The organism is Acuticoccus sp. MNP-M23 (assembly GCF_031195445.1).
In the GTDB taxonomy this organism is placed as follows: Bacteria; Pseudomonadota; Alphaproteobacteria; order Rhizobiales; family Amorphaceae; genus Acuticoccus.
On sequence record NZ_CP133480.1, the window covers coordinates 4204322 to 4229295 of the forward strand.

Consider the following 24974-nt stretch of genomic DNA (forward strand, 5'->3'; position numbering starts at 1 on the left):
CGGACCGGCCGCACGGAGCCGCCGTCGCACGCCAACCCATTGCACTCGGGCGCAACTTTGGTGAGTGTGGGCGCTGTCAGGGTCCGCCCGGCATCCTTGCGGCAGGACCCGTTTTGGCTTGCCTTCCTCTCGACCACACAGGAGACGCGTGATGGAGGCACTCTTCATCGGCCACGCCTATATCGACATCACCTTCATCGCCGACCAGTTGCCGACGGGAGACGAGAAGACCATCGCGGACGATTACGCCGTCGCCTTTGGCGGCAATGCGACCACGTCGGCCTTCTGCGCGGCGAAGCTGGGGCTGAAGCCGGACCTTCTGTGCCAGCAGGCCGATGACTGGCTTGCCCGCATGTTTCTCGAAATGGCGTCCCGTGCCGGCGTTTCGGTGCACGGGCGCAAGGTGAAGCATTCCAGCCTCTCCTTCATCATGCCGAAGGACGGCAAGCGCGCCATCGTGCGCTGCCGGGACGACGAGTTCATCCACCCTGCCCCCACGCTCAACCTCACCGGCTGCCGCGGCCTGCATGTGGACGGCCACATGGCGGACGCCGCCATTCACTATGCCAAGGCGTGCCGGGAGATGGGCGTCCTCACCTCGCTCGACGGCGGATCGGCCCGCCCCACCACCGACGCGCTCCTGGAGTTCATCGACGTTGCGGCGGTGTCGGAGCGGATGTGCGAGCAGATGCAGCTCAATCCGCTGGCCATGCTCGACTATCTGCGCAGCAAGGGCGTGAAGGTGGGGGCCGTGACGCTCGGCGAGCGCGGCCTCGTCTGGTATGAGGACGGCGGCGAGGCCCACACCATGCCCGCCCTCGCCGTGCCTGCTGGCGACGTGATCGACACCTCGGGCGCCGGCGATGTGTTCCACGGCGCCTACTTCGCCTCGGCGCTCACCAACCCCGAGCGCTCCTGGGCGGACCATTTCGAGTTCGGCCGCGCGGCGTCCGCCTTTGCGGTGCAACGCCTCGGCAACGAAGCATCGCTCCCCTCCATGGACGACATCGCCACCATCCGCTCGGCCCTCAGGGAAGCGGCCTGACCGAAAGCGTCGCTCAGCGTTCCTTCACGTAGGGAATGCTGAGCGCACGGGGCGGAATTGCCTTGCCGAAGAAGCCGGCAAGCAGCACCACCGTCAGAACGTACGGCGCAATCAGGATCACATCGACCGGGATTTCGCCGACCAGCGGCATGTCGACGTTGGACAGGCGCGAGGCCGAGCTTTCGAGCGCGCCGAACAGAAGGCAGGCAAACAGGGTCGGCACCGGCTGCCACTTGCCGAAGATCAGCGCCGCCAGCGCGATGTACCCCTTGCCGGCGCTCATTTCCCGCACGAAGCCGCCGCCGTGGGCAATGGACAGGTACGCCCCCGCAATACCGCACAGGACGCCGGCAATGATGACCGCGCGGTATCGGAGCCACGCCACCGAGTAGCCGGCGCTGTCCACCGCTTCGGGTGCCTCGCCGGCAGCGCGCAGGCGCAGGCCGAACGCGGTGGAGAACAAGACGAACCCCGTCAGCGGCACGGCAAGCAGCGCCGCATAGACCAGAATATTATGGCCCGACAGCATGGTGCCCAGAAAATCACCAAGAAACGGCACGTTCTGGAGTGTCTCGGTGAAGGGCAGGTCCAGCGGCGGGAAGCGTTCGTCGCGCTGCAGGGGGGGCGACTGGCCCCCTTGCGAGAACAGCGCAATCCCCATCACGATGGTGAGGCCGGACGCCAGAATGTTGATCGCAATGCCCGACACGATCTGGTCGCCGCGGTGGGTGACGCAGGCAAAGGCATGGATCAGCGAGAGGATCACCCCGGCACCGATTGCCGCCGCAAGCCCGGCCCAGGGCGAGCCGGTGAGTGTGGCTGCCGCGGCTGCGGCAAACGCCCCCATCAGAAGCTTGCCTTCAAGGCCGATGTCGACCACGCCCGCACGCTCCGAAAACAGCCCCGCCATCGCGCACAGGATCAGCGGCGTGGACAGGCGCAGCGTGCTGGCCATGATCTGCATCGCATCGAGCCAGAAATCCGCCATCACGCCGCCTCGCCCTGAAGGCTCGCCCGCCGGCCGAACACGCGCGACAGCGGCGCCTCCAGCATGTAGGCGAGCGCGCCGGAGAACAGGATGATCAGCCCCTGAATGACCAGCACCATGTCCCGGTCGATGGAGCGGAATTCGAACGACAATTCGGCGCCTCCCTGGTAGAGCGCGCCGAACAGCAGGCTGGCGAGGATGATGCCCACCGGGTGCGAGCGCCCCATCAGAGCCACCGCAATGCCGGTAAAGCCGAAACCGGACGTGAAGTTGATCTGCAGCTTCTCCTGCGCGCCCAGCACATCGTTGATCGACATCAGCCCCGCCAATGCCCCGGAGATGCACATCGTGATGATGATGATCGACGTGACGCCGACGCCTGAATAACGCGCGGCCGGCTCGCTCTCCCCGAAGGTGCGAAGCCGGTAGCCGAACGGCGTGCGCCAGATGAGGACCCACACCCCGACGCACGCAATCAGCGCAAGAATGATGGAGATGTTGAGGGGCGAGGACGCCATGTCGAAGCCGAGAGCGCGGGCGATCTCGTGGATCTTCGGCAAGGTCGCGCTGTCGGCGAAGTCGCGCGTCTGCGGTGTCGACTGGCCTTCTCGCAGGAGCGGTCCGGTCAGAAGCGTGACGATGACACCGGCCGCAATGAAGTTGAACATGATTGTGGTGATGACAACGTGCGAGCCCCGCGTTGCCTGCAGAAAGCCCGGCAGGAACGCCCACGCCGCGCCGAACGCCGCGGCTGCCACAATGGCGATGGGGATAATGGCGATGCCCGGCAGGTAGGCGTCGAGGCCGAGGCAGACGAGCGCCGCCCCGAGGCCGCCGATCATCGCCTGCCCCTCTCCGCCTATGTTGAACAGCTTGGCGTGAAAGGCGACGGCCACCGCAAGCCCGCTGAAGATGAAGTTGGTGGCGTAGTAGAGCGTGTAGCCGAGGCTTCCCGGATAGACGAAGGCGCCGTCGATCATCACCAGAAGGGCCTTGATCGGGTTTTCGCCAATCAGCATCACCATCAGCCCGGCGACCGCAAACGCCATCATCAGGTTGAGGACCGGGATGAGGCCGAGATCGACCCAGCGCGGCAGGTTTCCCTTGCTCACGAGGCCATCCGCGTGCCGTGGGCCGTCTGCACGCCGGCCATCATCAGGCCAACGGTCTGGCGGTCAGCGGCGGCGCCCGCCACCTCGCCCACAATGCGGCCGGCATTCATGGCAATCACCCGGTCCGACAGTGCCAGAATCTCGTCCAGCTCCACCGAGATGAGGAGGATGGCGCAACCGGCATCGCGCAGCGCCAGAAGCTGGCGGTGGATGAATTCGATCGCGCCAATGTCGACCCCGCGCGTCGGCTGCCCGACGAGGAGCACACGCGGCGCCGCGCCATGCTCGCGTGCAAGCACCAGCTTTTGCTGGTTGCCGCCGGAAAAGCCCGCTGCGGCAAGGCGCGGGTCGGGCGGCCGAACGTCGAACTCTTTCATCAGCGCGGCGCAACGGTGCAGCATCCTGCCCCGGTCGAGCAGCCAGCGGCGCCGCACACCGCGCGCCTCCCCGAGATATCCAAGCACCGCGTTCTCACTCATCTCGAACGGCAGCACCAGGCCCTCGCGCCGCCGGTCCTCGGGAACGTGGGCAACGCCAAGCTTGCGCATTTCCCGCGGGTCCGTGCGCGCGGCAGCGCTGACCACGCGCCCGCCGGTTTCCACCGTGCCGCTGGTGGGTGGCAGCAGCCCGGTCAGCACCGAAAGGAGCTCGGACTGGCCGTTGCCTGCAACGCCTGCGACACCCACGATCTCGCCTGCCCGCAGCTCCAGCGAAAGATCGTCAAGCCGCAGCGTGCCGGCCGCGTCGCGCAGCGAAATGTTGCGCGCGGCCATCACCATCTCGCCGCCCTTGTGGCGCGTTTCGTTGCGCACCGGCACCACGGTGCGCCCGACCATCAGTTCGGCCAGTTCCTCGCGCGTGGTTTCGGCGGTCTTGCGGTGGGCCACCATCTTGCCGCGTCTCATGACGGAGACGTTGTCGGTGATCGCCATGATTTCGCGCAGCTTGTGGGTGATGAGAAGGATCGTCACGCCCTGGCTCTTGAGAACGCCGAGGCTCTGAAACATCTGGTCGGTCTCGTCCGGCGTCAGCACCCCTGTGGGTTCGTCCAGAATGAGAATGCGCCCGCCGCCGATCAGCGCCTTGATGATCTCGACCCGCTGCTGAAACCCGACCGGCAGCGTTTCCACCACCGCATCCGGATCGACGTTGAGGCCGTAGGCGTCCTGCAACTTTTTGAGCCTGGCGCGCACATCGCCGGTGCTGGCTGCCAGAAACGGACGCTTGGCGAGCCCGAGCATCAGATTTTCAAGGACGGTGAAGTTGGGCACCAGCATGAAATGCTGGTGAACCATGCCGATGCCGTTCGCGATGGCATCGGCGCTGGAATGCATTTTCACCGGCTTGCCGAACAGGGCAATCTCGCCATGGTCGGCCTTGTAGTGGCCGGACAAAATGGAGACGAGCGTCGACTTGCCCGCCCCGTTCTCACCGATGATGCCATGGATGGTGCCGGCCTCCACGGTGAGGTCGACACTGTCGTTGGCGCGCACAGCGCCGAATTCCTTCACAATCCCGCGAAGGCTGACGGCCGGGGGTGATGGCTTCAGCATTGCCCCGACCGCCTGATGCTGTGCCCGTCCACGCTCACGCGCCGATCAGATCGGGCAGGCCTTGTCGTCGTCGTAATTGTGCACGTCGATCTCGCCGGCGACGATTGCGGCCTTGGCCGCGTCCACCTCTTCGCGCATCTCGGCGGTCAGGAGGTTTTCGTTGTCGGCATCGGCCACGTAGTCGACACCCTCTTCCTTGATGCCGAGGATCTGCACGCCGGCGGTGAACTCGTCATTCATCGCGTCCATGAAGGTGTCGTAGGCGGCATTGTCCACGCGCTTCAGCATTGAGGTGAGCACCGAGCCCGGCGCCACCGAATACTGGTCGCTGTCCACGCCAATTGCGAGCTTGCCCTGGTCGGCCGCTGCGCGGATCACGCCAAGGCCGGTGCCGCCGGCCGCGTGGTAGACAACATCGGCGCCGCGGTCGATCTGGCTGCGAGTAAGCTCAGCGCCCTTGGTGGGATCGTTCCAGGCAGACGGGGTGGTGCCGGTCATGTTGGCAAGCACGGTCGCGTCGGCATTGGTGGCCATCACGCCCTGCTTGTAGCCGCACAGGAATTTCTGGATCAGCGGAATGTCCATGCCGCCCACAAAGCCGACGGTGCCGGTTTCGCTGGCGAGGGCGGCGGCAACGCCCACAAGGTAGCTGCCCTCATGCTCCTTGAACGCGTACTGGCGCAGGTTCGGCCGGTCGAGCCACGACACGTCGATGATGGCAAACTCGGTGTCGGGATATTCCTGCGCCACCTTGTCGATGGCGTCCGCCTGGCTGAAGCCGACGCCCAGCACCACGGAGGCACCGCGCTGCGCCATGCGGGTGATGGCCTGCTCGCGCTGCGCCTCGTTGGTGACCTCGAACTCCATCACCTCGACGCCGGTTTCGTCCATGAACCGCTTCACGCCATTCCACACGCCTTCATTGAAGGACTTGTCAAATTTGCCGCCGAGGTCGAACACGACGGCGGGCTTGAAGTCATCCTGCGCGATGGCACCCGTCGCCATAGCCGCCATGCCGACGCCGACCATCAAAGACTTCAACATACCCATCTCCCGGTTGAGGATTTCTCGTTCAGACAGTGACTTTAGATCGTGCGCGAACGGTTTGACCAGCGGGCGGCGCATCACTCCACCCCGAAGCTTCAGAAGGCAAGGAAAAGGCCAACCCTTCAGCTTGCGAGGCCGATTTCGCGCAACCGCTCGGCAAGATAGGCGCCAGCGGTCTTTTCAGGCGAGAGCGCCACGTCCGGCCGCGGGTGGACGAACATGGGCATGGAAAAGCGCGCACCGCCCCCGCTCTCGGGATTGACGACGCGGTGGGTGGTGGACGGGAACGCCCCGCCGGTCGCAAGCTGCAGCATGTCACCGGTGTTGACCGCAATCATGCCGGGGTCGCACGGCACATCGTGCCAGTTGCCGCCGGTATCCTGCGCCTGAAGGCCGGGCGCCGAACCAGCCACAAGCAGGGTGATGAGGTTGATGTCCTCGTGGGCGGCGGCACGCTCGGCGCCCTCCTCCACCACAACATCATCCTGCGCCGGGTAATGCAGGATGCGCAGCATGGACTGCTCGCTCTGTTCCAGCATCTGCGGCAGCGGTTCGGCCAGCGCGTTGCGCACATCATCCGGCGCACAATCCTGGATCCACTGCAGCATGGTCACACCCATCAGCACCAGATCGGCGTAAAGGCCGCGGGTGACGTCCGCCACGTCCTCCGGCAGCTTTGTGGCCGGGTAGACCTGAAAGAACTCCTTGAGGTCCTTGGCCTTCGCGCCCTTGGCGTTTTCGGAGCGGAACGGGAAAAAACCCTCGGGTGATCCGTCCGCGCCGCGAAAGTCCGCCTTGGCCTCCGAATTGAAGAAGCCGCCCCACGCCGCATACGCAGCCTCGATCCGCTCGGGCGAAATCGGGTGGCCCTCCAACACGGCAAAACCGGTCTCGCGCAGCGAGCGGGTGAACTGCTCGGGCGCGTTCGGATCGCGAAAATCGACCCGTTCGATGGAAAACATGGCGGTTGTCTCCTCGGCAATGGATCCGGCCCGCGGGCGGAACATGGCTGACCGTAAAGACCTAGAGCACTATCGCGGTCAGAAAATCAAAGGCGCAATCAATTTCTACGCCGTCAGTTGTATGCTGGATTTCAGCCAAGGGTCGCCGGGCCGTCGATGGCCGCCAGCACCGCGTCGATGTCCACTGTCCATGAGAACGGTTTCTTGGCGTCTGCCACCGGTGTGCCGAACACCGGCGTGTAGGGTGCGCCGACGGCACCCGCCATCCCGCCGTAAACGGCAGTCCCCTTCAGCGGGTTGAACAGCTCCACAACCTTGGTGCCCGGCGTTGCCGCCACCACGCTGGCCAGCGCCGCACCGTGCGGCGCAACAATGCACTCCGCCTCGCGCACGGCTGCAAGCTGCGCCTCCGGCGCAAGCGCCGACATTTCCAGAATCTCGAAGCCGCGCGCCGCCAGCCGGTCCGCCAGCGCCCGCTCGTTGAGAAGCCGCCGCCGTTCGGTGGCAAAGCGCGACATGTAGATCCGCCGCCCCTTCGGCCCGGCAGGCAGATCCGTCGTGACCGCGGGAATGACGGCATCGCGCGCCATCTGGTTCATGTAGAAGAACGGATGCCCCTGCGGGTTGGCGCAGGTGTTGAAGAGATACAGCGTCCTGAAGTGGTAGTGCCTGTTTTCGGCAAGGATCGTCACGTCCGGCGCGCAGTGACGCTGGACATAGGCAGCGTAGGGCGGCATTTCGCCGAACATCACGCAGTCCTTCTGCGCCAGGCCGGCAAGCGCTGTGTAGAAGGTGACGCGGGGCAGCCTGTCGACCATGAAATGGCAGGGGTTGCCCGGCCGGAACCGGTCGTCGCAATAGGCGCCGGTTTCAATGTGGGTGATGCCTTCGGGCGTGAGATCGGGAAAGCCGAGGAAGAGCGCAGTGCTCTCCTGGTCGATCTCGTTGCCGCGGAAAAGGGTGAACATCTGGCCGTTGCCCACCAGCGAGACGTCGTCGTAGCGGCAGAGCGACAGCGGCGCCTGCCGCTTGTAGCCGAACGAGACGCAGTTGATCTCGGTCCCCTCGAACGCTGCGCCCAGCGGATGGCGCAGCAGCGGGTTCTCCCCGTCTTCAATCAGGGTGGTCACGGAGGTGCGCAGGTCCGCCATCTTGAGGCCGTGCAGCTTGCGCAGGCGCCTGGAGTCGGCAGCACAGTCGATGACCTCGGCCACGCTCGGTTGCTCGCGCGGGCCGCGCACAGGCAGGCGCATCCGCTTCCAGAGGTGGTACGGCCGAAAAAGGCGGAGGTCTGCCTTGTGACTCAGAAACAAAGAACGACACCTCTGGCGCACGACCCGCCGGGCCGGCCCGGACCGGGCGAGCGCCCCGCCCGGTTGCAATCAACGAAGGCCGGGCTCAGGCCGCGGCGGTGTCTTCCTTGTCCGGCGCCTTGCCGATGTGGTCGTAGTGGCGCGGGTCGAGAGTGTAGTGCTCTTTCACGAAGTCGGCGATCACTTCGGGGCCCTGCGTCTCGATGTCGAAATCCAGAAGCTGGCCGGGCTTGTCGGCGAAGAAGGCGCGAACCTCCTTGTGGTGGGCGTCCCACATCTCGCGCCACAGCTTCTCGACGGCTTCGTTGCCCTCAAGGCCATAGCTGCGGTTGAAGCGCAGCACGAAGTCAGGATGGCGCATCCGGCTCTTCACCCAGTTGTCGATATTGCGCGTGTTGAGAATGAACAACGCATCCGGGTAGGCCGCATAGAGCGCCTTATACTGGAGATGACCCTCGAAGATCGGCTGGCCGCGCGGGCCCATCATGTCGGAGTAGAACACGAAGTCTTCGTGGCCTTCGAGCGGGCGGTGGCCGGTCACGACATTGTAGCGCAGGGCGTGGCCCACCTCGCCCTTGTCCCAATGCATCGCGGCCAGACCGTTGCGGCGGAACAGCTGGAACATCGAGCGCGTCCCGCATTTGTTGAAGCCGATCTGAAAGACTTTAACGTTGGCCAAGGGATACTCCACGCTTCCTGGAAACTGCGGCGAACCTCTGGTGCCTGCGCCGCGACGGCACCTTCATTTGCCAAGAGGTCACGCTTGTCAAGAATCGGTTGTCGACGGCGGTCGGCGCGCGCATTCGGATAATGAATCGCGTAGCCTTGCCAGATGCGTACGCTCACACCCCGGACTCTGGTCGTCCTCGTCCTCGGCATTCTCGTTGTGGCGGTGCCTGTGGCGTATTTCGCAGGACTGACCCGATTCGAGGCAAAACCGCTGCGAATCTCGTCCGGAACCGACGGTGGCACCTACCGCGCGTTCGCCAACGCGATGGACACCACCTTCACGGCCGAGAACGTCACCGATCTCGTCATCCTCCCGTCAGCCGGCGCCAACGAGAACGCAGCGCGCCTCAACGCCGGCGAGGCCGATTTCGGGCTCATCCAGTCCGATACCGCGGTGCAGCCCGACACGCTGGTGGTGGCCCGCCTGTTTCCGGAAGCCTTCCACCTTGTGGGCCGGGAAGGGTCTGGCATCGAATCGGTGTCGGATCTGCGGGGCAAGCGCGTGGGGCTGATGCCCCAGGGGTCGGGCTCCAACGCGCTCTTTGCCCACCTCCTGCGCCACTACGAAGTGCCGTTCGACGCGCTTACCATCGCCTACGGCACCCTTGCCGAACACGCCGATGCCATCGCCATTGGCGAGATCGACGCATTCTTCATGGTGATTGCCCTTGGCAACGACACCATCGAGGACATCATCGAGCGCACGCCGACCCAGCTCGTCCCCATCGAACAGGCGGAGGCCATTGCCCTGTTCGACCCGGCGCTGTCGGCGGCAATCGTCCCCACCGGCACCTATTCGGGCGACAGGCCGGTCCCCGCCCGCCCGATCCCCGTGGTGACGGTGCAGAGCCTCCTTGCCGCCCGCGGCGCGCTCGACGACGGGACGGTGGAAGCCGTCACCCGCGCCCTGTTCGAGAACCGCCAGCGGATGGTCCGCCAGATCCCGCAGGCGGCCTTCATTGCCGCCCCCAGCGACGATGACCGCCTGGCCTTCGGCATCCACCCCGGCGCGGAACTCTATTACAGTCAGGACGACCCGCTCTTCATCGTGGAATATGCCGAGCCGATGGCGCTGGCTGTCACCGCGCTCGCGCTCCTGATCTCGGGATTGTGGCAGGCGCGGATCTGGCTGGCGGGCGCGCGAAAGAACCGGGCCGACCACTACAATCTTGCCATCGTCGACATTATCGGCCGCGCAGAGCTTGCCTCCACGGACGGCGAGTTCGGCCGCATCCGCCGCGAGCTGTTCGACATTTTCGAGAAGGTCATCGTCGACCTCGACAACGACCGGATTGAAGAGCGCTCGCTGGTGTCGTTCTCCTTTGCCTGGCAGGTGGCAGCGTCCACGCTCAATCACCGCCAGCTGGTGGTGGCAAGCGGAGAGCAGGGCGGACAGGCGCCGGCGGTCGCCGACCCGTTCGGCGACCGGGACACCGCAATCAGACCAAAAAATCGTCCGCGTTAATTTCGCCGCGCGCGGTATCCAGCAGCCGCAGGCTGTCGCCGAAACCAAGGTCGATCACCGTGTCCTCGCCATCGGCGAACGTGCGCGCCAGCACATCGCGCACGTTGTCGATGTAGCTGCGGCCAAGATCGCGCAGGTCGATCCGGTCGCCGGGGCCAAAGTCGAACACCGTGTCGGCATCGTCGCCAGCGCGGAAGACGATCCGGTCGGCCCCCGCGCCGAGGCGCAGGACATCGTTGCCGTTGCCGCCGTCCAGAACGTCGTTGCCGTTGCCGCCATTGAGGGAATCGAAGCCGTTCTGGCCGTAGAGGCTGTCGTTGCCATCGCCGCCCACCAGCCAGTCTGACCCGTCCACCACGCTGGTGGCCGCCCGCGGCAGCGGATCCGCGCCGCTCCCGTTGCTGCTGGAAGGGCCTGACCCGGTGCTGGCAATGGGTGACACCGGCTGCACCGAGGCCGGGGCCAAGGTGTCGCCGTCACCGAAGATAACGTCCGCGCCGGCGCCGCCCATCACAAGGTCGCTTTCCGCGCCGCCGGCAAGAAAATCGTTGCCCGCGTCCCCCGTCAGCGTGTCGTTGCCACCGCCGCCAAGCACCGTGTCGTTGCCATCGCCGCCGCGCACCAGATCCGCATAGGCGCCGAACTTGATGGCGTCGAAGTCGCCATAAAGGCTGTCGTTGCCGGTGCCGCCGGTGATTGTATCAAGCCCCTCCCGGCCGAGGATCAGATCGCCCCCGCCGTCGCCCATGATATGATCGCCGCGCACGCTGCCAAACAGCCTGTCTCCGCCGCCATTGCCATGGATGGTGGCCGCAACCTTTGCGCTGGGCGCAAGATTGACGGTGTCCGCCAGCGCTGAGCCGAAGAAATTCACAGTCTCTACCGCGCTCGAGGCGACCGACTGGCTGAATGCGCGCGGAATGTCGGTGGTCACGGTCAGGAAGGGCGAGGCGGCGGTGTCCTGCAGCGAGGGGCGCTCGCCGATCAGGCGTCCCCGCACCGCGCTGTCGCCGAAGATGTTGATCACGGCCGCTTCATCGCCGGCAATCACATCGAGTGCGCCGTCCGTGCCGAGCCCCACCCCTTCCACGGCAATGCGCTTCCGGTTGAGAGACTGGCCGCCATCATCGTCGTGAACGGCAACCGTGACGGTGTAGAACCCGCCCGCAGCGTAGCGGTGGCCGGCGGCAAATTGCCCGCTGCCGCCATTGTCCACCACCTGGGTGGAGCGCCCCGGCATGGTATCGGACCAGACGGTCTGCCCGTCACCCCAGTCGATCTCGACGGTGTGGGCATCGCGCACCCCAAAGTCGCGAAACTGGCCATTGATGGCAACCAGCGCTGCGGCCGCCACCGTATCGCCCGGCGCAATATTGCTGCCGAGCGGCGCGATGAGGGTGGGCGCCGTGTTGACGATGCGCACATTGGTGGTTTCGGCGTCCGTGTCCCCTTCCCTGTCGCGAACGCTCGCCGTGATGGCAAACAGATCACCGGGCTGCCTGAGGGGATCGTCCAGATAGCGGTGGGTGAGCGTGAACTGCCGCGGCCCCTCCGGGCCGACGTCGATGTTGACGGTCTGCACGCTGTTGGCCTCGCCGTCGCCCCAGTTGACGGCAAGGACGATCGGGCCGGTGTTGTCGGGGTCTGCGATGGTGCCGCGCAGGATGGCGACACCGCCTTCGTACCGTGCGCCCACAGCGTCCAGCGTCAGCGTCGGTGCGGTGTTGCTGGTCTCGACGGTGCGCGTTGCCCGCATCTGCCCGCCATCGTCGTCCACCACGGTCGCCACCACGTTGTAGCGGTCCGCACCTGTGGCGTCGTCGTACGCATGGCGGCGTTCGAAGGTCTGCCGGCCGGTGGCGCTCGGCCCCAGCGTCACCGTCTCGAACCGGGTGGCGCTGCCCACCTCCCCCCAGTCGATCCGCACGGTGAACGTGTCGTTACGGCCAGGATCGATCACCGTGCCCGTGAGGGTGGCGATACCGTCGGGGCCGATATCCTCCACGGGCGCAAGCCGCAATGTCGGCGCAATGTTGGCAACGGCGACCGACGTGGTGGCCGTGGAGCCTGCCCCGTGGCTCCCTTCGGCGCTCACCGTGATGGCATAGCGGTCGGCGCCGGAAGCCTTGTCGTCCAGATAGCGGTGCGACAGCGAAAAGGTGTCGGTCTCCTGCTCGGCCGGATCGAACAGCAGCGTCTCGCTGACGCCGTCGCCCCAAACCACGGTCACGGCGAACGGGCCGGGGTCGGTCACCGTGGTGATCGTCCCGCTCAGGGTGACGACGCCGTTTTCCTGCACGGCCGACGGTTTGGACAGGGCGATCTGCGGCGGGTCAGCCTCCACCGAGGCCGTGCGCGTGTAGGACCGCACTGCGCCGTCGTCATCGCGCACGGTGATGAGGATCGGGACATTCCCGGTTGGCGTGGTGGTCTCGAACCGGTGTTCGAGTTCGAAACGCTGCCGCCCCGCTGCCGACGCGTCGAGGGCAAGCGAACTGCTCGTCTCGTCGCCCCAGCTAACGCCGATCGTAAAGCTGTCACCCAAGCCGGGGTCGACCAATTCGCCGGACAAGGTGAGCACGCCGCCGACCACCACCGGGGCAAGGTCATCCAGCCGCAGCACAGGCGCGACGTTGCGCACCGCAGCCGTCTCGCCGTCGCTCACGCGCACGCCGGGGCTGATGATCTGCGCGGTCACCGGGTACCGGTCGAGCGCGGTTTGTGTGGGATCGTCCGCAGCAAAGACGTGGGTGGCGCTGAAAACGCCCTTGTCCCTGGCAAAAACGGGAATGCGCTCGACCGTGCCGTCGCCCCAGTCCACCTCCACCACAAAACGCTCGACGCCGTTCAACCCGGTCACCGTGCCGGACAACAGCGCCGCCTCCCCCTCCCGCGTGGTCTCCAGCGGGGCGAGCACAATGGTCGGCGTCTCGACCTGGACGAGGACTGACGTGGTGGCCTCCGCCGTTCCGCCATCGTCATCGCGCACGGTCACCGAAACGGGATAGGACTTGCTTTCCTTGCCGCCGGCGTAACGGTGGGTGAACGAAAATTCCTGCGCGCCGACGGCACTGGCCGGAATCTCGTAGGGTGTGGTCGTTCCGTCGCCCCAGTCGACCTCGACGGTGAAGCTGTCGAGAAGCCCCGGATCGGTGATCGTGCCGGACAGGACGGCAGTGCCGCCGGAAGCGACGGTCGTCACCGGGTCCAGCACCACGGATGGCGCGACATTCTCGATGGGGAGCGCAATGCTTTGGCGCGTCAGCCCGCCGCGCGCATCGGCAACCTCCACCAGCACCGACCCGTCCAGATCGTCAAACGCGGTAAAACGGGCAATGCCTGTGGTGTTTTCGGCGTCGAACACGCCGTCGCCATCAATGTCGAAACGGTAGGTGAGACCGCCAGTCGTCTCATCGGGGTCTGTCGCATCGACACGGACGGCGTAGCGGCTGCCTTCCTCGATCGTTTCGGGCAACAAAATGCGCTCGATCACCGGCGACACGTTGGGCCCCTGCCCCACGTCAACCAGCTCGCCGTCGATCCCCTGGGTGAAGTCGAAGAAATTGTCCCCGGGGTCGGTGTCGGACAGGGCAAACGTCACCGCACCTTCGAAGAGGCTCTCGAACAGGGCAGACAGCGCGCTCGGCTCGGTCAGATGGAAAAAGCCTGTGGCCAGCTGTCCGTTCGGAAAGCCGGTTCCTTCCGCGCCCAGGACGTTGCCCGCACCGTCGGTCACGACCGTTCGCACATCGCTGAAGTTGCCGAACGCGATGTTGTTGATCAGCAGCGTGTTGTCATTGTCATCGAAATTGCCGGGGGCGGTGTCGCCATCATCGATGGTGAAGCGCACCGATGCTTCCGCGATGCCGCCGCCGAGCGCGTTGATGGCCGCCGCAGTGAACCCGGACTGGATGCCGATCAGGCCGGGGTTTGCGCCGAAATAGCCGACATACAGATCGCTCGCCGCAATCTGGCTGATGACGCGCACGCCGCTTGTGCCGATAAGGTCGAGCACAATGCCGCCCACCGGCGTGATGCCGTCCGGCAACAAGCTTCCACCAGAGACAGGAGAGTTGGTCGTAAACGGCATCACCACCTGCACCTTGCAACCATCATCCGGACCCGACAGCAATCGCTGCGATCTACGCGCTTAGGCTCCGCTTTAAATGCCGGAATACGTCAATATTTTGCGAGAAAAAAGCACCAACCTGAATATTTTCCGGCATGAGGCCTTCAATATGTCGGCAGCCGGGCGGCAAATGTGCCCGATTGGCCCTCCGATGTCGCCCGTTCCTTTCTTGAAAGTGCAATAATATTTGCAATTCAAAGGCGTATCTGGTTCGAATTTTCGCGACTTGGCGTCCGGCCGCAATTGGAATTCCAGTGCGCGCCTGCGTCCATCAAAAGCGGCCGGCCGAATTCAGGAACACTGAGAATGGATAAAAGAGCAGGATTGCTGCCTATGTGTCGTATGTGGCCTCTGGCCTTTCTGCGGTGCGCTGCAATCTGGGTCGCGCTCGCGCTTGGTTGCACGGGGAGCCTTGCGGCCGGTGGCAGCGACACCGCAGCGGCCGCGGCTCCGACGACGCCGCAGGCGACCGCCGCCGAACTTGCCCCCCTGTCCTCGCAGGAGCGGGCCGCGCTCATCGGCCGGATGACGGACGCCCAGTCGCGCGACCTCCTCCTTTATTATCTCTCCCAGAATGCGCCGGCAGCGGCGGCCAGTGCCCAAGGCCATGCCGCAGCCCTCTCGATGAAGGTGCTGCAGGAGACCGGCACGGCCCTGCGCGTCAATCTGGAGGCCGTCCTTTCAAAATTCGGTCAGCTGATCGGCGACTATGTCGGCAAGATGGAGGAAAAGCTCCGGGTGTCGGTCGGCGCCGGCGGCATTTTGTATATTGTCGGCACGCTGCTGGGTCTCACCCTTGTCGGCGGCCTTCTGGAACTTGGCTACCGCTACGCCACGCGCACCATGGTCGCACGCTACGAAAGCGCGCCGATCGAGACAGTGCGGCAAAAGATGACGCGGGCCCTCGGACAGCTCGTCCACGGCCTTGGCGCCATTGCCGTCTTCGCGGCCGGCTTCATCGGGACGTTCCTCGCCGTGTGGCAAGGCGACGTACCGCGGCGGGACTTTCTGATTGTGGTGCTGCTCGCCATTGTGGTCACCCGCGTCACCGTCGCGCTGATCCGCTTCGTCTTCCTGCCCAACCACACCGGCTGGCGGATCATGCCGGCTGACGACGAAGCAGCGGCCCACTTCGTGCGCGGGACGCGCCGTCAGGTCACCCTCGGCATCGTCCTGTTGCTGATCGGCACGCTGGGGCGGATGTGGGAGGTGGAAAACGATGTGTGGCGCCTCGGCTCGCTCCTTGGCGCAATCGTGTTCGCCCTGTCGTACGGGCTGTTCCTGTGGCGCTACCGCCGCCATGCGCTGCGCACGGTCGAGGCTGCGGTGGAGGGCATCAACGCGCCGCGCTGGGCCAGCGGGGCTGCCGGATGGACCTGGTACGCCCTCGCCGTCACCTATGTCATTGTCGCCACGCTCCTCGGGATCTACGCGCTGCTTCTCGGCAATACGTACGACCCGCTGCGCGCCGCGGCCGGCTTCCTCGTCCTCTTCGTGCTCAACCCATATGCCACCGCCGTGTGCAAGGCGCTGTTCCTGTCGGACAACATCATCGCCGCCCCGGCCCGCCCGTCGCAGATTTTCGTCACCGACCCGGATGACGGCGAACGGGTGGCCATGAACCTGTCGTCCGCCCCGGCAGAAGACGGCGACGCAACCACCAGGGCGCCCGACCCGGAAGTCTCCATGGCCCTGCGCGACAAGCGCGTCCTCAGCCGGGTGATTTCCACCGTCGTCCTCATCGCGTCACTTGCCCTGTTCGCAACGGTGATCGGCGTGGACGTGTTCTCCTCCACCAACGAATATCCCATTGCGCAGTTCGTCCTCGGCATCCTCATCGACATCGGCGTCGTCGGCCTTCTCGGCTATGTCATCTGGGCGTTGATCGCGTCGTGGATCGACAAGAAACTGGCCGAAGAACGGGCCAAGGCCCCGGTTGAGGAAGAAGAGAGCGAAGGCCCGTCGGCCAATGCCGGCACACGGCTGCAGACCATCCTGCCGCTGCTGCGGCGGACAATTCAGATCGTGATTGCCGTGATGGCGGTGCTGGTGGGGCTGGCGGCCATGGGCGTCAACATCGCACCGCTGATTGCCGGTGCCGGCGTCTTCGGCCTTGCCGTCGGCTTCGGCGCGCAGACGCTGGTGAAGGACATCATCTCGGGCCTCTTCTTCCTGATGGACGATGCCTTCCGCATTGGCGAATACATCGAGACCGGCGGGACGGCGGGCACGGTGGAGCGGTTCAATGCGCGCTCGCTGGTGCTGCGCGGCTATCTGGGCGCGGTCTACACCGTGCCCTATGGCAGCCTTGGCATGGTCACCAACTTCAGCCGCGACTGGGTGATGATGAAGCTGCGTTTTCGCGTCCCCTACGACACCGACATCGACAAGGTGCGCAAGCTGTTCAAGAAGATCGGCCAGGAAATGCAGGCGGACCCGGAGCTGGGACCGGCCTTCCTGCAACCCTTCAAGTCACAGGGTGTGGTGAAGATGGACGACTCGGCGTTCATTGTCAGCGGCAAGTTCATGACCAAGCCCAACCAGCAGTGGGCCATCCGCAAGGCGGTCTACACCAAGGTGCAGAAGGCGTTCGCCGACAACGGCATCAAGTTTGCGCCCAAGCGCGTCATCGTCGATGTCCCGCATGCCGACAACATGGACGATCACCACGACGCGCGACAGGAGCAGCTGGCCCGCGCCGGCGCCGCCGTCAGCGCCTCCGAAGGCAAGTCCTGACCCCGGCTGGCGGCCCGTTTGCCCGCAAGCGCGCCGCCAGTCAGACCTGAAACAGCCTGCCCCAGCCGTGGATGGCCGACGGGTCGCGCCCCGCCTTACGCAGTGCGCCCCACACGGCCGTTGCCACCGTGTCGTGCACGGGAATGCCGGTTTCCGCCTCGATATCGGCCGCAATCCGGCCACCGCGCATGTTGGTGCACAGGACGATGATGCAGTCTGGCTGCGCGCGGGCCACCCCGAAACACATCTCCCGCACGCGCGCCTCGCTCACTTCACCGAACGCAAAATTTTCGGTGATCGAGAGGTGTTCCTCGGCGGCGCAGGTGAGCCCGGCGCCCGCGAACGTCTCCACAATCTTGTCCTGCACATCGGCAACGTACGGGGTCACGAGCCCGTAGGTGCTTGCGCCCGACCGCTTCACGATGTCGAGGAGCGCCAGAACGGAAGACGACGCCGGCACCCCGGTGCGCGTTTCGATGGCGGCGCAAAGCGTCTCGTCCTTGTCGAAGCCCAGCCACCCGGCGGACGTCCCGTTCCAGGCAATGGCGTCCACCTTCGCATCGGCCAGAAGCTCGGCGGCGGCCAGCATCGGCTCAAGCTGAAACTGCCCGAGCGCCTCGGTGCGCAGTGAAATCTCGACCACGCGAAACCGGGCAAAATGGGCGCTGACCCCGTCAAGCCCCGCAATCATCGCCTGGGTCATCGGTTCCAGCACGGTGTTGGACGAAGGCGTCAGCATCCCGAGGCGGGTGGTGGCAGGCATGTCGGTTCAACCTTTTTGGCGCGAGAGGCTGGCAGGGGTGCAAGAACAAAGCCCGCCGGCGCCGTCGCAGCAAGCCCGGCACCGCCGCGCCAACGCCATTGCCCATATGCAACGACTGCTGCCAGAGCGTCCAATCGGAGGGCAATTCCCCGCCAAACTTTCGGCTTGTTGCAGCATTCGCGAGCAGTTGGCGTTCCAAATTAATCACTCTGCTTGACCCGGCTTTGCAGAAGTGAACACGATCAAACGTCCAGACATTGAAGGGGATTGTTAATGTTCGCTCGTGCTGTTGCTGTGGCTGCCCTCGGCCTAGGCTTGATCACCCCTGTGGCGGCGCAGGATCTGCAGACGCTGCAGGTTAAGGCGATCGGCTCCAACGGGACCACGCCGGTCTCCATTTACGACGAAGTGCCGTTCTGGACCGAAACCATCCCCGAAGCGTCGGGTGGCAAGATCACCGCGCAGTATACCCCGGTCGATCAGATGGGCATCGACGACAAGACAATGCTGCGCCTTCTCAAGCTCGGCGTCATGGATTTTGGCAGCATGGACATCTCCAAGATGTCCGGCGACGACCCCGTCTTCGAGGGTTGCGACCTTGCCGGTCTCGCGCTGACTCCCGCCAATGCCCGCGAAGCGTGCGAAGCATGGCGCCCGGTGATCGACCGCCAGCTTCAGGAAGACTGGGGCGTGAAGCTCCTCGCCATTGGCGGCAACACACCGCAGGTGTTCTGGTGCCGCGGCGAGCTGGACGGCCTCGACACCCTGCGCGGCAAGAAGATCCGCGTCTTCAACAACACCATGCGCGACTTCCTCTCTGGCCTCGACGCAACGGCCATCTCCATGGCGTTTGCCGAAGTGATCCCCGCGCTCAACAACGGCGTCGTGGACTGCGCGGTCACGGGCAGCCTGTCGGGCAACACGGCCGGCTGGAACGAGGTGATCGACAGCATCTACCCGATGTCGCTCGGCTGGAGCATCAACATCCTCGCCGTCAACCTGAAGACCTGGGACAGCTTCGATGAAGCCACCCAGGAATTCTTCCTCGAACAGGCCGCCGCCTACGAGGACAAGATGTGGGAGACGCTGACCAAGGCGACCAACGAGGCGGAAAACTGCAACACCGGCACTGAGCCCTGCACCCTGGGCAAGATGGCATCCTCCACCGTCATCCCCGTTGCCGACGCCGACAGTGCAGCGCACACCGCACTGGTGGAAAATGCCGTGCTCGCCGGCTGGGCTGGCCGCTGCGGCGCCGACTGCGTGACCGAGTGGAACGAGACCGTCGGCAAGGCGCTCGACCTTGAGGCGCCGCTCCCCTGAGCCGCCATCTGGCATCTTCCCCGACCGCACCTGCCTGAAGCTGCGCCACCCCGATTGCGGGTGGCGCCAACGCAAATTGGCCGCATGGAACCTCTCCTCTCGGCCCTCAGGGGCATCACCCGGGTCAGTGCCTGGTTCGCCGGCGCGCTCATACTCCTTGCCGCCATCCTCATCGGGGTTGACGTCATCCTGCGCGCGGTATTTTCCGAATCCATCGGCGGCGCCGACCTTCTGGCGGGCTATGCGCTGGCCATCGGCACCACCTGGGGCCTCGGCATTGCGCTGGTGGACCGGGCGCACATCCGGATCGACAGCCTCTACGGCCTGTTCCCCCGCGTCCTCCGCCTGATCCTCGATTTTGTGGGCCTCGGTCTTTTCCTCGGCTTCTTCGCCTTTGCCGGCTGGCATGGGCTCGGGGTGCTGGAACAATCGCTCAAGTCCGGTTCGCGCAGCCAGAGCGCTCTTCAGATCCCCACCGCAATTCCGCAATTCATGTGGCTTGCCGGGCTTGGCGTCTCGCTTCTGGTGGGCATTGCGCTGCTTGTGGCCGGCGCGGTGCTGATTGCGCGCGGCCGGGTCGGCGCTGCAACACACATCCTCTCCACCCGCTCCGGGCAGGAAGAGGTGGCTGAGGAAATTGCCGCCATGCAGTCCGGCACCGGGGGGCGCGGCTGATGGTTCTTGCCACCGTCCTCATCCTTCTGGGCCTCCTTGCGTTGGCCGTTCCGGTGGCCGCCACGCTCGGCGTCCTCGGCATCTCGCTGTCCACCTTCTATTCGCCGCTGCCGCTCACCTTTGCGCTTGGCGAAGTCATGTGGTCGACGTCCAACAATTTCCTGCTCGTCGCCATGCCGTTCTTCATCCTGCTTGGCGAGATCCTCCTGCGCACCGGGATGGCAGCGCGGATGTACACCGCGCTCGTCTACTGGATGCCGTGGCTGCCGGGCGGGCTGATGCACTCCAACATCGCCTCCTGCGCGCTGTTTGCCGCCACCTCCGGCTCGTCTGTCGCAACCGCGGCCACCATCGGCACCGTGGCGCTGGATGAGGTGGAAAAGCGCGGCTATTCCGAGCGCCTGTTCCTCGGCACCATTGTCGCCGGCGGCACCCTTGGCATCCTCATTCCGCCGTCGATCAACATGATCATCTACGGCGTCCTCACCGAAACCTCGATCCCGCAGCTCTACATCGCAGGCTTCCTGCCGGGGCTGGTGCTGGCGCTTCTGTTCAGCCTCACGGTGCTGATCCTGTGCCTCGTCAACCCCGGCCTTGGCGGCGAGCGAACCACCGCCACCTGGGCGCAGCGCCGTGCCGCCCTGCCCGACCTTCTGCCCCCCGTGGTGATCTTCCTGGCGGTGGTCGGCTCGATCTATGCCGGCTGGGCCACGGCCACCGAGGCCGCAGCGCTTGGCGTCATTGCGGCGCTCATCATTGCAGGCGTCCAGCGACAGCTGAGTGTCAAGGTGCTGCTTTCCGCCTTCGAGGGGACGATCCGCACCACGGCCATGATCATGGCGATCATCCTTGCCGCCTACTTCCTCAACTTCGTCATCACCGCCATCGGCCTCACCCGGCAGGTCAACGCCATCATCACCTCGCTCGGCCTCTCGCCCTACGAGCTTCTGGCGGTGGTGGTCCTGTTCTACCTCATCCTCGGCATGTTCATGGAAACGCTGTCGATGATGGTCGCCACCGTGCCGATCATGACGCCGGTGGTTGTCGCGGCCGGGTTCGACCCGGTGTGGTTTGGCGTCGTCATCATGCTTCTGATGGAGCTGGCGATGATCACGCCGCCCGTCGGCATCAACCTCTTCGTGGTCCAGGGGCTGCGCAAGAAGGGCCGGATCGACGATGTGATCATCGGCTCGGCGCCCTTCGTCATCGCGATTGCGACGATGGTCGGCCTTCTCGCTCTCTTCCCGCAGATTGCCCTGTGGCTGCCCTCCACCCTGCGCTGATCCCTCGTTCGGAGACTATAGTTTGACGGACCCCCACATCCGCATCGGCATCGATATCGGTGGCACGTTCACCGACCTTCAGATCCTGAATGAGGCCACCGGCTCCATTGCGAGCTACAAGACCCCGACCACGCCGGACGATCCGTCCGTCGGTCTCGTCACCGGCATTTTTGGCGCGGCAGAGCGGTTCGGCTTCACGCCGGCCGACATCCGCCTCCTCGTCCACGGCACCACCATCGCCACCAATGCCGTCCTCCAGCGCCGGCTGGCCAGGGGCGTGCTTCTCACCACAGCAGGTTTCGAGGATGTGCTGGAGATCGGCCGCCACGGCCGGCGCGACATCTACGGCCTCAAGCCACACGCCGAGCCGCCGCTGATCCCGCGCGACCGCCGCCTTGGGCTCCCCGAACGCATGCGCGCAGACGGCACCGCCGAGACCGCGTTGACGGAAGACGCCATCGCGGCAATCATGCCGCAGCTCGACGCGCTGGGCGCGGAAGCCGTCGCGGTCTGCCTCCTCCACGCCTACGTCAATCCGGCGCACGAGGAGGCTGTCGCTGCGATGATCGCCGCCCGGCGCCCGGACCTTCCGGTCTCCATCTCGTCCGCCATCAGCCCCGAGATCCGTGAGTACGAGCGCTGCTCCACCACGGTGCTGAATGCACTCCTGATGCCCATCGTCGGCGGATACATGGACCGGCTTTCGGCACGGCTGAAGGAGGCCGACATTGGCGCGCGCCTTCTTCTGGTCCAGTCCAACGGCGGCGTCTGCACCGCGGAGCTTGCCAAGACGCAACCCGCGCGTCTTCTACTCTCCGGCCCCTCCGGCGGCGCGCTCGCCACCTTGCGCACCGCGCGCGCGATCGGCCGCGACAATGTCATTGGTGTCGACATGGGCGGCACGTCCTACGATGTGTGCGTTGTGGCAGACGACCGCCTCACCTCCATCACGCAGGGCGAGATCGACAGCCTGCCGGTGCGCCTTCCCATGGTCGAGATCCGCACCATCGGCTCCGGTGGCGGCTCCATCGCCCGTGTTGACGAAGCGGGGCGCCTGCGCGTCGGCCCGCAAAGTGCCGGCTCCCAGCCCGGCCCCGTCGCCTACGGCCGCGGCGGCACCCTGCCCACCGTTACCGACGCCAACGTGGTGATGAAGCGGCTCGACCCGGAATTCTTCCTCGGTGGCGCCATGGCCCTCGATGCCTCGGGCGCTGCCGACGCCATCCACCGCGAGGTCGCCGCCCCCCTGTCGCTGGGCACAGAAGACGCTGCCGAAGGGCTCCTCACCGTCACCGAGGCCAACCTTGCCGCCGCCGCACGCCTCAGCCTTTTTGAAAAAGGGCTGGACCCGCGCGACTTCACGCTGCTTTCGTTCGGCGGTGCTGGCGGCCTCCATGCTGCCCGCGTCGCAGAAGCGCTGGGGATCGACGAGATCGTGTTTCCGGCGGACGCATCCACGTTCTCCGCCTTCGGCATCCTTTATTCCGACATTACCCACGACCTTGCCCGGTCGCGCGTGATGATGGCCGACGAAGCAGCGCTCCCCTTCCTCACCGAAACGCTTGCCGATCTCGCGGCCCAGGCGGACAGCCTCCTCGATGAGGACGGCGTCCCGGCCGAAGACCGCCGCAGCGCCGTTTCGGTGGACATGCGCTATCGCGGCCAGGCCTTCGAGCTTGTGGTGCCGTGGGACGACCCGGCCGGCGACGGTGCCGCGCTGGAAAGGCTGCTCGCCAGCTTCCACGAGCTGCACAAGCAGCGCTTCTCCTACAGCGATGCGGCCGCCCCTGTGGAGCTGGTCGCCGTGCGCCTGTCCGCCATCGGCGTCCTGAAGGCGCCGCCCGCCAGCGCTGACGCTGCCCCGGCAACCGCCGGCGATACCCGATCCCGCAGCGTCTTCACCGGCGGGGCGTGGCGCGACGTGGCCATCCACCGGCGCGAGCATGTGGCCGGCGCCGTCGAAGGGCCGGCGCTGATCGAGGAGGAATATACAACGAGCTTCATCGGCGAGGGATGGTCCTGCGAACCCGGACCCGCAGGCACGCTGATCGCAAGGAAGACCGCACGATGACCGAAGATGCCCTGAGCCCCGTCAGCCTCGAAATCTTCCGCAACGCCCTCACCGCAACGGCTGCGGAAATGGACATCACCGTCTGGCGCACCTCGCGCTCCACCGTGGTGCGCGAGCTGCTCGACTACTCCACCGCCGTGTTCGACCGCGACGGCTACAACGTCGCCCAGGCCGCCCGCATTCCGCAGCACCTCAACTCCATGGGCGCGGGGCTTCTCACCGTCGTCAGCAAGCACCTGCCGCTCAGCGAGTGGGCGGAAGGCGACGTCGTCATCACCAACGACCCCTACTGCGGCGGCCAGCATATTCCGGACATTCTCGCCTTCCGCCCCGTCTTCGTGGATGGCGAGCGCGTCGCCATTGTCGGCACCCTTTGCCACCACCTCGACATGGGCGGCATGGCGACCGGCTCCTACTCCGCCACTGCGACCGAAATCGTGCAGGAGGGCCTGCGCATTCCGCCCCTCAAGCTGATCCGCGGCGGCAAGCGCGACGAAGCCATCTTCGCGATAATGATGAACAACGTGCGCCGGCCGGACATGCTGCACGGCGACCTTCAGGCGCAGCTCGCCTCGCTCAATGTCGGCGAAGCCAACATCCGCAAGCTTGCGACCAGAGTCGGCACCGAAACCTTCGTCGCCTCATGCGCGAAAATTCTCGACCAGTCGGAAACCGCAATGCGCGCGATGATCGCCCGCATCCCCGACGGCACCTACGCTTTCGAGGATTTCATGGATGACGACGGCATCACCGAAGACCCGATCCGCATCCACGCCGAAGTCACCATCGCCGGGGAAGCGGCCACCATCGACCTGTCCGGGTGCAGCCGGCAGGCCAAGGGCCCCGTCAACGCGACCCTCGCGTCGTCGCTGTCCGGCGTCACCTTCGCGATGCTGGCAGTCTCCGACGTCGACATTCCCGCCAATGCCGGCGTGATGCGCCCGATCACCGTGGTGGCCCCCGAAGGCAAGGTGGTCAGCGCCAAATACCCGGCGCCCGTCGCCAACCGCATCGCCTGCACCCACCGCGTCGCAACCACCATCCTCGGCGCGCTGCATCAGGCAATCCCCGACCGCGTGCCCGCCGCCTACTACGGCGTCAGCTACGTCGCGACGTTCCAGACCATCAACGAGGACGGCACGCGCGGCGTTCTGGTCGAGATCGAGGTCGGCGGCTCGGGCGCCCACCATGATACTGACGGGCTCTCCGGCTACACCTACGGGATGCACAACAACTCAAACATCCCGGCGGAAATGATCGAGAGTGACATGCCGCTCACGATCACCGCCTACGGCCTGCTGCCGGGTTCCGGCGGCGCGGGCCGCCAGCGCGGCGGCCTCGGCCTCTTCCGCGAGTGGCGCGTGGACAGCCCCGAAGCGGTGTTCTCCGCCAACGGCGAGCGATTCCGCTTCCGCCCCTATGGCCTTGAAGGCGGCGAGCCCGGCCGCGAGGGTCACCTCACTCTGATACGGGGCGAGGAGCGCCGGGAACTCGGCTCCAAGGTGAACAATCTTGCGCTGAAGCAGGGCGACATCATCCGCCTGGAAACCTCCGGCGGCGGCGGCTACGGCGCACCGGCCGGCCGCACCACCGAACGCACCGAGCAGGACAAGGCGCTCGGATACGTCTGACCCTGCGGCGCGTTGCGGACAGAAATCCGGCACCAGAGGGACGGACCGAAGGCCTGAACAGTTGACCGGACGAGACGATGCTCGCCCGGTTTCAGACGCAGGACAAGAAGCCGCGGCAATTTTTGAGCCAACATTCAACAATTCGACTT

General features: G+C 65.6%; 17 protein-coding genes. 8 read left to right on the forward strand and 9 right to left on the reverse strand.

All coding sequences use genetic code 11. From position 1 onward, the window contains the following. Positions 1-151: 151 nt before the first annotated feature. Entirely contained in the window at positions 152-1045 is an 894-nt protein-coding gene (locus RDV64_RS19410) for a PfkB family carbohydrate kinase (RefSeq protein WP_309196611.1), read from the forward strand. A 13-nt stretch (positions 1046-1058) separates the two neighbouring features. Here RDV64_RS19410 and RDV64_RS19415 read toward each other — a convergent pair whose 3' ends face one another. The 7 genes from RDV64_RS19415 to RDV64_RS19445 all read right to left on the reverse strand — a co-directional run bounded on the left by RDV64_RS19415 (position 1059) and on the right by RDV64_RS19445 (position 8699). Next, on the reverse strand, positions 1059-2033 hold the full coding sequence (locus tag RDV64_RS19415) for an ABC transporter permease (protein WP_309196612.1): 975 nt from the start codon (positions 2031-2033) through the stop codon (positions 1059-1061). Continuing rightward, entirely contained in the window at positions 2033-3145 is a 1113-nt protein-coding gene (locus RDV64_RS19420; RefSeq protein ID WP_309196613.1) for an ABC transporter permease, read from the reverse strand. The genes RDV64_RS19415 and RDV64_RS19420 overlap by 1 nt, the downstream gene beginning before the upstream one ends. Next, positions 3142-4698, reverse strand: coding sequence for an ABC transporter ATP-binding protein (locus tag RDV64_RS19425; protein WP_309196614.1), 1557 nt, complete (start codon positions 4696-4698; stop codon positions 3142-3144). The genes RDV64_RS19420 and RDV64_RS19425 overlap by 4 nt, the downstream gene beginning before the upstream one ends. Positions 4699-4743: 45 nt before the next feature. After that, positions 4744-5742: a BMP family ABC transporter substrate-binding protein gene (locus RDV64_RS19430; protein WP_309196615.1), complete on the reverse strand. Its 999-nt coding sequence runs from the start codon at positions 5740-5742 to the stop codon at positions 4744-4746. A gap of 125 nt (positions 5743-5867) precedes the next feature. After that, positions 5868-6707 carry a 2OG-Fe(II) oxygenase family protein gene (locus RDV64_RS19435; protein ID WP_309196616.1) on the reverse strand — a complete coding sequence of 280 codons (840 nt, stop codon included), beginning with the start codon at positions 6705-6707 and terminating at the stop codon, positions 5868-5870. Positions 6708-6838: 131 nt separating this feature from the next. Next, positions 6839-7921, reverse strand: a complete 1083-nt coding sequence (locus RDV64_RS19440) for a glycosyltransferase family 61 protein (RefSeq protein WP_309196617.1) — start codon at positions 7919-7921, stop codon at positions 6839-6841. 184 nt (positions 7922-8105) lie between these two features. Beyond that, positions 8106-8699, reverse strand: coding sequence for a sulfotransferase (locus RDV64_RS19445; protein ID WP_309196618.1), 594 nt, complete (start codon positions 8697-8699; stop codon positions 8106-8108). 153 nt (positions 8700-8852) lie between these two features. Between RDV64_RS19445 and RDV64_RS19450 the strand changes: the two genes are divergently transcribed. Next, positions 8853-10214 carry a TAXI family TRAP transporter solute-binding subunit gene (locus RDV64_RS19450; RefSeq protein WP_309196619.1) on the forward strand — a complete coding sequence of 454 codons (1362 nt, stop codon included), beginning with the start codon at positions 8853-8855 and terminating at the stop codon, positions 10212-10214. Here the strand turns inward: RDV64_RS19450 and RDV64_RS19455 are convergent. Further along, entirely contained in the window at positions 10189-14262 is a 4074-nt protein-coding gene (locus tag RDV64_RS19455) for a PKD domain-containing protein (protein ID WP_309196620.1), read from the reverse strand. The two genes, RDV64_RS19450 and RDV64_RS19455, sit on opposite strands and share 26 nt — an antisense overlap. A 423-nt stretch (positions 14263-14685) precedes the next feature. Between RDV64_RS19455 and RDV64_RS19460 the strand changes: the two genes are divergently transcribed. After that, positions 14686-17079, forward strand: coding sequence for a mechanosensitive ion channel family protein (locus tag RDV64_RS19460; RefSeq protein WP_309196621.1), 2394 nt, complete (start codon positions 14686-14688; stop codon positions 17077-17079). Positions 17080-17119: 40 nt separating this feature from the next. Here RDV64_RS19460 and RDV64_RS19465 read toward each other — a convergent pair whose 3' ends face one another. Continuing rightward, a complete protein-coding gene (locus tag RDV64_RS19465) occupies positions 17120-17842 on the reverse strand; it encodes an aspartate/glutamate racemase family protein (RefSeq protein WP_309196622.1) in 723 nt (240 codons plus the stop codon). Positions 17843-18115: 273 nt separating this feature from the next. On the opposite strand from RDV64_RS19465, the gene RDV64_RS19470 reads away from it, so the two are divergent. From RDV64_RS19470 to RDV64_RS19490, 5 genes are all read left to right on the forward strand, one after another. Next, on the forward strand, positions 18116-19165 hold the full coding sequence (locus RDV64_RS19470; RefSeq protein WP_309196623.1) for a TRAP transporter substrate-binding protein: 1050 nt from the start codon (positions 18116-18118) through the stop codon (positions 19163-19165). A gap of 84 nt (positions 19166-19249) precedes the next feature. After that, positions 19250-19840, forward strand: coding sequence for a TRAP transporter small permease (locus RDV64_RS19475; protein ID WP_309196624.1), 591 nt, complete (start codon positions 19250-19252; stop codon positions 19838-19840). Further along, positions 19840-21123, forward strand: a complete 1284-nt coding sequence (locus tag RDV64_RS19480) for a TRAP transporter large permease (RefSeq protein WP_309196625.1) — start codon at positions 19840-19842, stop codon at positions 21121-21123. Before RDV64_RS19475 ends, RDV64_RS19480 begins: the two co-directional genes overlap by 1 nt. Before the next feature lie 22 nt (positions 21124-21145). Further along, on the forward strand, positions 21146-23194 hold the full coding sequence (locus RDV64_RS19485) for a hydantoinase/oxoprolinase family protein (protein ID WP_309196626.1): 2049 nt from the start codon (positions 21146-21148) through the stop codon (positions 23192-23194). Continuing rightward, entirely contained in the window at positions 23191-24825 is a 1635-nt protein-coding gene (locus RDV64_RS19490) for a hydantoinase B/oxoprolinase family protein (protein ID WP_309196627.1), read from the forward strand. Before RDV64_RS19485 ends, RDV64_RS19490 begins: the two co-directional genes overlap by 4 nt. Positions 24826-24974 lie beyond the last annotated feature (149 nt).